Genomic DNA, 7,078 nt, shown 5'->3' with positions numbered 1-7,078 from the left:
CGGGCGCTGCTGCAGGGGGAGGACCTGCTCACCATGCCGCCCGAGCGGCTGCGCCAGGTGCGCGGCCCGGGCGCCGGCATGGTGTTCCAGGACCCGATGACGTCGCTGAACCCGGTGCTCACGATCGGCCGGCAGCTGGTCGAGGGCATCCGGGCGCACGGCGACGTCTCCAAGCAGGCGGCCCGCTCGCGCGCCGCGGACCTGCTGCGCGAGGTCGGCCTGCCCGACCCCGAACGCGCGCTGGACCGCTACCCGCACGAGCTCTCCGGCGGCATGCGCCAGCGGGTGGTCATCGCGATCGCGCTCAGCAACTCGCCCTCGCTGCTGATCGCCGACGAGGCGACGACGGCGCTCGACGTGACGGTGCAGGCGCAGATCATCGACCTGGTCGAGAAGCTGCAGGCCGAGCACGGCACCGGCGTCATCTGGATCACCCACGACCTGGGCGTGGTCGCGGGCATCGCCGACCGCGTGCTCGTCATGTACGGCGGCCGGTGCGTGGAGGACGGCACGGTCGACGACGTCCTGGAGCGCCCGGCGCACCCGTACACCCGCGGGCTGCTCGGCTCGCTGCCCGACCTGGCGGCGCCGGTGGGGCCCGACGGCGAGGTGCCGGAGCTCACCGCGATCCCGGGCCTGCCGCCCCCGCCCACCGACCTGCCGCCGGGCTGCGTCTTCTGGCCGCGCTGCCCCGTGCGGGCCGATCCGCGCTGCGAGACCGAGCAGCCGCCGCTGGCCGTGGTGCCCCGCGCCGCTTCCGGCGCGCCCCCGGGCGACGGCGTGGCCCTGCCGCACCGGGCGGCGACCTGGTGCGCCGAGGAGGAGGTGCCCCGTGGGTGACGTCCTGGTCTCCGCCCGTGGGCTGGAGGTGCACTTCCCCGTGCGCGGCGGGGGCACGGGCGGGGGTGTGCTGCGCGCCGTCGACGGGGTGGACCTCGACGTGCTGCGCGGGGAGACGCTCGGCCTGGTGGGGGAGTCCGGCTGCGGCAAGTCGACGCTCGGCAACGCGCTGCTGCGGCTGGTCCCGCCCACCGGGGGGAGCGTGACCTTCGACGGCACCGACGTCACCTCGCTGGACCGCCGCGGGCTCAAGGAGATGCGCCGCCGCGCCGGGATGGTGTTCCAGGACCCGTTCGCCTCGCTGGACCCGCGGCGCACCGTCGCCCAGACCGTCAGCGAGCCGCTGGAGGTGCACCGGCTGCGCTCGGGCCGGCGCGAGCGGGCCGCCCGCGTCGCCGAGCTGCTGGAGCTGGTGGGCCTGGACCCGGCGGTGGCGGGGCGCTACCCGCACGAGTTCTCCGGCGGTCAGCGCCAGCGGGTCGGCATCGCCCGGGCGCTGGCCGGGGAGCCGGACTTCCTGGTGTGCGACGAGGCGATCGCCTCCCTCGACGTCAGCGTGCAGGCCCAGGTGCTCAACCTGCTGCGCCGGCTGCAGCGGCAGCTCGGGCTCACGCTGCTGTTCATCTCCCACGACCTCTCCGCCGTCCGGCACATCTCCGACCGGATCGCCGTCATGTACCTGGGGCGGATCGTGGAGATCGGGCCGGCCGCGGCGGTCGGCTCCGACCCGCAGATGCCCTACACGCAGGCGCTGCTCTCGGCGGTGCCCGTGCCGCACCCGGCCAAGGAGCGGGCGCGGGAGCGGATCGTGCTGCACGGCGACGTCCCCTCGCCGTCGGCCGTCCCGTCGGGTTGCCGGTTCCGCACCCGCTGCCCGTACGTCTTCGAGCCGTGCGACGACGTCGACCCGGCGTTGCAGCCGGCCGGCGCCCCCGGCCAGCTGGCGGCCTGCCACCTGCACGGGGTCGAGGGCACGCCGGTCACGCGGACGCCGGAGGGCGTCACCGCGGAGCCCTGACGGGCGGGAGCGCTCAGACGGACCCGCCGACGAGCCGGGGCCGGGCGGCGGCGAGCCCGACGGCGAGCTGGGCGACGACGACGCCGAGCAGCAGCCAGAGCCCGGGCGCCCACCCGCCGGTCACCTCGTGCAGCAGCCCCACGGCCAGCGGTCCGGTGGCGGCCACCAGGTAGCCCACGCTCTGCGCGGACGCCGACAGCCGGCCGGTCTGCCCGACGTCGCGGGTGCGCTGCAGGATCAGCGTCATCGCCAGCGGGAAGGCGATGCCGGTGCCCACGCCCCAGAGCAGCGTCCACACCAGCGGGGCGGCCGCGGCGGCGAGCAGCAGGCCGGTGATGCCGGCGATCACCGGGAGCGTGCCGGCCAGCACCCACGCGCCCTGGCCGGGGCGGCGCGCGGCCAGCGGGGGGACGACGAGCGACGCCGGGATGCCCAGCGCGGCGGCGAGCGCCAGCAGCCCGCCGGCGCCGACCGAGGAGACGCCGGCCTCGGCCTCCAGCACCTCGGCCAGCCAGGTGAGCATCGCGTAGAACGACAGCGACTGGAGCCCGAAGAAGAGCGTCACCGCCAGCGCCACGCGGTCGCGCAGGACGGCGGTGCGGGCGCCGGCCGGGGCCGCGGGTGGGGGCGGCACCGCGCGGCGGGCCCGGGTGAGCGCGGCCATCCCCAGCAGCGCCGCCAGCACGGGGACGCCCCACAGCAGCAGGCCGGTGACCGCGCTCCCGCCCAGCGCGGCCAGCGGCTGCGCCAGCCCCGCGCCGATGCTCGCCGAGCCGGCCATGGCGGCGACGATCACCCCGAGCACCGCCGCGCTGCGGTTGCCGTACTCGGCGCGGGCCGCGGCCGGCAGCAGCACGTTGGCCACGGCGATGCCGCCGGTGAGCAGCACCGTGCCGGCGAAGAGCCCCGGGACGCCGGCCAGCCGGAGCACGATGCCGGCCGCCAGAGCGACGACGCCGAGCAGCACGGCCCGGTGCACCCCCAGCCGGGCGGCCAGGGCCGGCGCGAACGGCGAGACCAGCCCGAAGCAGACCAGCGGCAGCGCGGTGACGACCGCCAGGGCGCCCGTGGAGAGGGTCAGCTCGTCGCCGAGCTCGGCCAGCAGCGGGCCGACGGCGGCGAACGGCGCGCGCAGGCACAGGGCCACCAGCACGAGCGCGACGGCCGGCAGCGCCAGCCGCCCGGCGGTGCGCCGCCGGGTGGCGGTGGTGGTGGCGCTCACGAGGTGGCGGGCGGCGTGCGGGCAGCCGGGTGCCGGGGAGTGGCGGCGCACGACCGGTCGGTGACGGCGGACATCACGGTCATGGTGCTCCTGCGCGGAGGGCGCCGTGCAGCCGGCTCCGGCACCCCGGCGGCGGGATCAGGCGACGTCCACCGGCCGCCCGGGCCGGTGGGTCGCCGAGATGCGCCGACCCGGGCGCTGGAGCGGTGGGTCGCGCCCGATCTCCCGCGTCTCGCCGTCGGCGCGGACCGGCGACCGCGGCCCACCAGCGGCGGCGCGGCGCGACGCACTAGCCTCGACGGCGCCAGGAGGGCTCGCCTAGTGGCCGATGGCGGCGGTCTTGAAAACCGCTAAGAGGTAACCCCTCTTCGTGGGTTCGAATCCCACGCCCTCCGCGCGGTGATGGCTCAGGACATCGCGGACGCCCGGACCCACGCCCCGTGGGTCCGGGCCTCCGTCGTGCGCGCCCCGTGCCGTCCGCGCTGGGCCCGGGACGGCGGCGACGACCTGCGGTGACCCGCTCCCGGTGAGCCCCCGGCGTGCCCGGGGACTCCCCGCACCGGCGTCGGCGACCTGTGCCGGAGATCTCAGATCCACCGCACTCGTCCCACGGTCTGAGACGCCCGGGGCTCGTTTCCCGGGCTCGCCGAACTGTTTCGCAAGGGTAAAGAAGCAGGTCGCCGCCCCAGTTCGCGCCTGGCAGGCGCGTGTCGGTGTGTGACCGGTCCGTACCGCTCTGTGGACAGAGTTGCGAGGCTCACCTAACGTCCCGGCCGACCGCCCGCGAGGGCCGCCGGTGGCTCCCCGCCGGTCGGCTGGACGGTCTTCCTCTGACCCAGGAGACACATCCTTGAAGAGAGCTCTGGCCGTCGTCGCCGGCGCCGCCCTGGTCATGGCGGTTCCCGTGACGGCTTCCGCCGCACCCCCCGCTGACGACGCCCCCGCGACACCTCAGCGCGCGCACGACCTGCCCAACCCGCTCGCCGAGACGCAGCAGGAGCTGCGTGCCGAGGCGCTCGAGCAGGTGCTCACCGGGCAGGCCTCACCGCGTGGCAACAACAAGGTCGTGGAGGTCGCCCCCGGCCGCTACGTCGAGCTGGCCCAGGAGGACAGCGACGCGATCTGGACCGTCCTCGGCGAGTTCAGCGACCTGCCGCACAACTCGATCCCCCAGCCCAAGCGGTCGGTGGACAACACCACCATCTGGACCGAGGACTTCTCGCAGGGCTACTTCGACAACCTGCTCTACAACTCCGCCCCGGGCGTGAACTCCGTGGCGAACTTCTACGAGCAGCTCTCCTCGGGCCGCTACACCGTCACCGGTGAGGTCGAGGACTGGGTGCAGGTGCCGGGCACCGGCGCCTCCTACGGCGACAACGACCTGGGCGACAGCGCCGTCTGGGGCTTCATCAACGACTCGACCACCGCCTGGTACGAGGGTCAGCTCGCGTCCGGGAAGACCCCGGAGCAGATCGACGAGTACCTCTCGCAGTTCGACGTCTGGGACCGCTACGACTCCGACGGCGACGGCAACTTCGACGAGCCCGACGGCTACATCGACCACTTCCAGGCCGTGCACTCCGGCGAGGGAGAGGAGGTCGGCGGCGGCGTCCTCGGCGACGACGCCATCTGGAGCCACCGCTGGTACAACCAGACCAACCGGATCGGCGCCGCCGGCCCGACGGTGGACGGCGCGGTCAACCCGCTCGGCGGCGCCCCGGTCGGCGGGTCGAAGTACTGGATCGGTGACTACACCGTCGAGCCCGAGAACGGTGGCGTCGGCGTCTTCGCCCACGAGTTCGGCCACGACCTGGGTCTGCCCGACCTCTACGACACCTCGGGCAACAGCGGCGGCGCCGAGAACAGCACCGCCTTCTGGACGCTGATGAGCTCCGGCTCCTACGGCAACTCGGGCCGCCCCGAGGACGGCATCGGCACGCAGCCGATCCACATGGGCGCCTGGGAGAAGCTGCAGCTGGGCTGGCTGAACTACGAGGTCGTGGCCCCCGGCGAGAGCGCGAACCTGCGCCTGGGCCCGTCGGCCTACAACTCCAAGGAGAACCAGGCCGCCGTCGTCGTCCTCCCCGAGAAGGAGGTCACCACCGAGATCGGCACGCCGTTCGAGGGCGAGGACTTCTGGTACTCCGGGTCGGGCGACAACCTCGACCACAGCATGCTGGCCGCCAAGCCGGCCGGCGCCGGTGAGCTGACCGCGTCGGTCAAGTACGAGATCGAGCAGGACTGGGACTACGCCTACGCGGTCTGGTCGACCGACGGCGGCAACACCTTCACCTCGATCCCGACGAACCTGTCGACGACGACCGACCCCAACGGCCAGAACTTCGGCCAGGGCATCACCGGCAGCAGCGGTGGCGAGTGGGTCGAGCTGACCGCGAGCCTCGCGGGCGTGCCCGACGGTGCGCAGATCGGCTTCCGCTACTGGACCGACGGCGCCGCCACCGAGCCCGGCCTGCAGGTCGACGCCGTGGCGGTCGACGGCGCCCCGGTGACGGAGTGGACGCTGGACGGCTTCGAGGTCACCACCGGGACGACGACGAACTCGTACTTCAACGCCTACATCCTCGAGAACCGGGCCTACACCGGCTACGACACGGGGCTGAAGACGGGGCCGTACAACTTCGGCGACCCGCGCCGGCCGAACTGGGTGGAGCACTTCCCGTACCAGGACGGTCTGCTGATCAGCTACTGGAACACCCAGTACAACGACAACAACGTCGGTGAGCACCCCGGCGCCGGCCTGGTCCTGCCGGTCGACGCCCACCCGGGCCTGCTCTACGAGCCGACCGACGACGAGGGCGAGGACCGCACCGACGGCGAGAGCTGGCGGCCGCGCGTCCAGTCCTACGACTCCACCTTCGGGCTGCAGCCGACGGACAAGATCACGCTGCACGACCCGGACACCGGCGTGGGCCAGAAGGTCGGTGGCCTCCCGGCCGTGCCGACCTTCGACGACACGAAGGACTGGTGGGTCGCGCCGGGCGAGCAGCCCGACGCCAACGGCTGGACGGGCGTCGACGTGCCGAAGACCGGCACGACGATCACCGTCACCGGGATGAGCGCGCAGGGCGCCCTCATGCAGGTGCGGGTCAACTGACCCGGTAGCGCACCACGCGAACGGCCCGTCGGCACCCGCCGGCGGGCCGTTCCACGTCCCGGGCCCGGCGTCCGGCCCCGCCGCCCGCGCGACATGCCCGGGTGCCGCGCCCGCCGGCGTGACCGGGGTCGCGTCAGACGCGAAACCGCAGGTCAGCGCAGTCCGTGTCGACATGGCGCCGGACCGGGCGAGGGGTCACCGCACGGTGGCGGGGCCGGTCGCAACGATCAGGTGACGGGCCTCCCGGAGCGGCGTCCGAGCCGCCGAGGAGGGGCTCGGTGCGCCGTAGCTTCTCCCGTGATCGCGGCACCTTCCCCGGCCGCGACGCGCGTCACGGAGGAGTCCCCTGGTGATCATGGGCACGATGCTGCTGTGGCCGGCCGTGGCGGTGCTGGGCTTCCTGCTCTGCACCGCGGTGGTGGTCGCGCTCGGCGCCAGCTCCACCGCCCGGTACGAGCACGCCCGCGCCGTCGCCGGTGAGCAGGCCGGGCGGGCGGCCGCGCGCGCCTCGGGCACCCACCCCGCCGGCCGCCGCGTCGCCGCCGCCCCCGCGGGTGGCGGGCAGGCCCGGCCGCAGCCCCGGGCGGTCGCCGTCGCCGTCCGCCCCGCCGGGGCCCCGGCCCGCGCGGCCGTCGCCACCCCCGGCGCCGCGTACGCCTGGTGGCTCGTCGACGAGGCCGGGCAGGTGCTGGCCGGCCCGTTCGACGACCGCATCGACGCCGACTGGGCGGCGCTGTCCGGCGGGCTCGCGGCGGTCTCGGTCCACGGCGCCCGGCGTCCCGACGGCGGCGTCGCCCCCCGGCCCTCCCCGGCGGACCGGGCCTGGCTGGCCGAGCTCGGCGACCAGCTCGACCGGCTCCCCGAGGACTGGGACGCGCTGCTC

4 protein-coding genes, 1 tRNA gene and 1 pseudogene are annotated in these 7,078 nt (G+C 75.1%); 5 read left to right on the top strand and 1 reads right to left on the bottom strand.

Features of this window, described 5'->3' with window-relative positions; translation table 11 throughout:
* On the top strand, positions 1-840 hold an 840-nt coding region (locus E9565_RS21145; protein ID WP_236836669.1), incomplete at its 5' end, for an ABC transporter ATP-binding protein.
* Positions 833-1,858: an ABC transporter ATP-binding protein gene (locus tag E9565_RS21140; protein WP_236828716.1), complete on the top strand. Its 1,026-nt coding sequence runs from the start codon at positions 833-835 to the stop codon at positions 1,856-1,858. The genes E9565_RS21145 and E9565_RS21140, both read left to right, overlap by 8 nt.
* Positions 1,859-1,871: 13 nt before the next feature.
* Here the strand turns inward: E9565_RS21140 and E9565_RS21135 are convergent, their stop codons facing one another.
* Positions 1,872-3,131, bottom strand: coding sequence for an MFS transporter (locus E9565_RS21135; RefSeq protein WP_236836668.1), 1,260 nt, complete (start codon positions 3,129-3,131; stop codon positions 1,872-1,874).
* 256 nt (positions 3,132-3,387) lie between these two features.
* Between E9565_RS21135 and E9565_RS21130 the strand changes: the two genes are divergently transcribed.
* From E9565_RS21130 to E9565_RS21120, 3 genes and pseudogenes are all read left to right on the top strand, one after another.
* A tRNA-Ser gene (locus E9565_RS21130) sits at positions 3,388-3,475 on the top strand.
* Positions 3,476-3,930: 455 nt separating this feature from the next.
* A complete protein-coding gene (locus tag E9565_RS21125) occupies positions 3,931-6,195 on the top strand; it encodes an immune inhibitor A domain-containing protein (RefSeq protein WP_236828714.1) in 2,265 nt (754 codons plus the stop codon).
* A 355-nt stretch (positions 6,196-6,550) separates the two neighbouring features.
* Positions 6,551-7,078 (top strand): annotated as a pseudogene (locus E9565_RS21120) (hypothetical protein); the annotation flags it as partial.

This window comes from Blastococcus sp. KM273129 (genome assembly GCF_021698995.1).
Lineage (GTDB): Bacteria > Actinomycetota > Actinomycetes > Mycobacteriales > Geodermatophilaceae > Blastococcus.
This window is presented reverse-complemented; position numbering and strand designations above follow the sequence as displayed.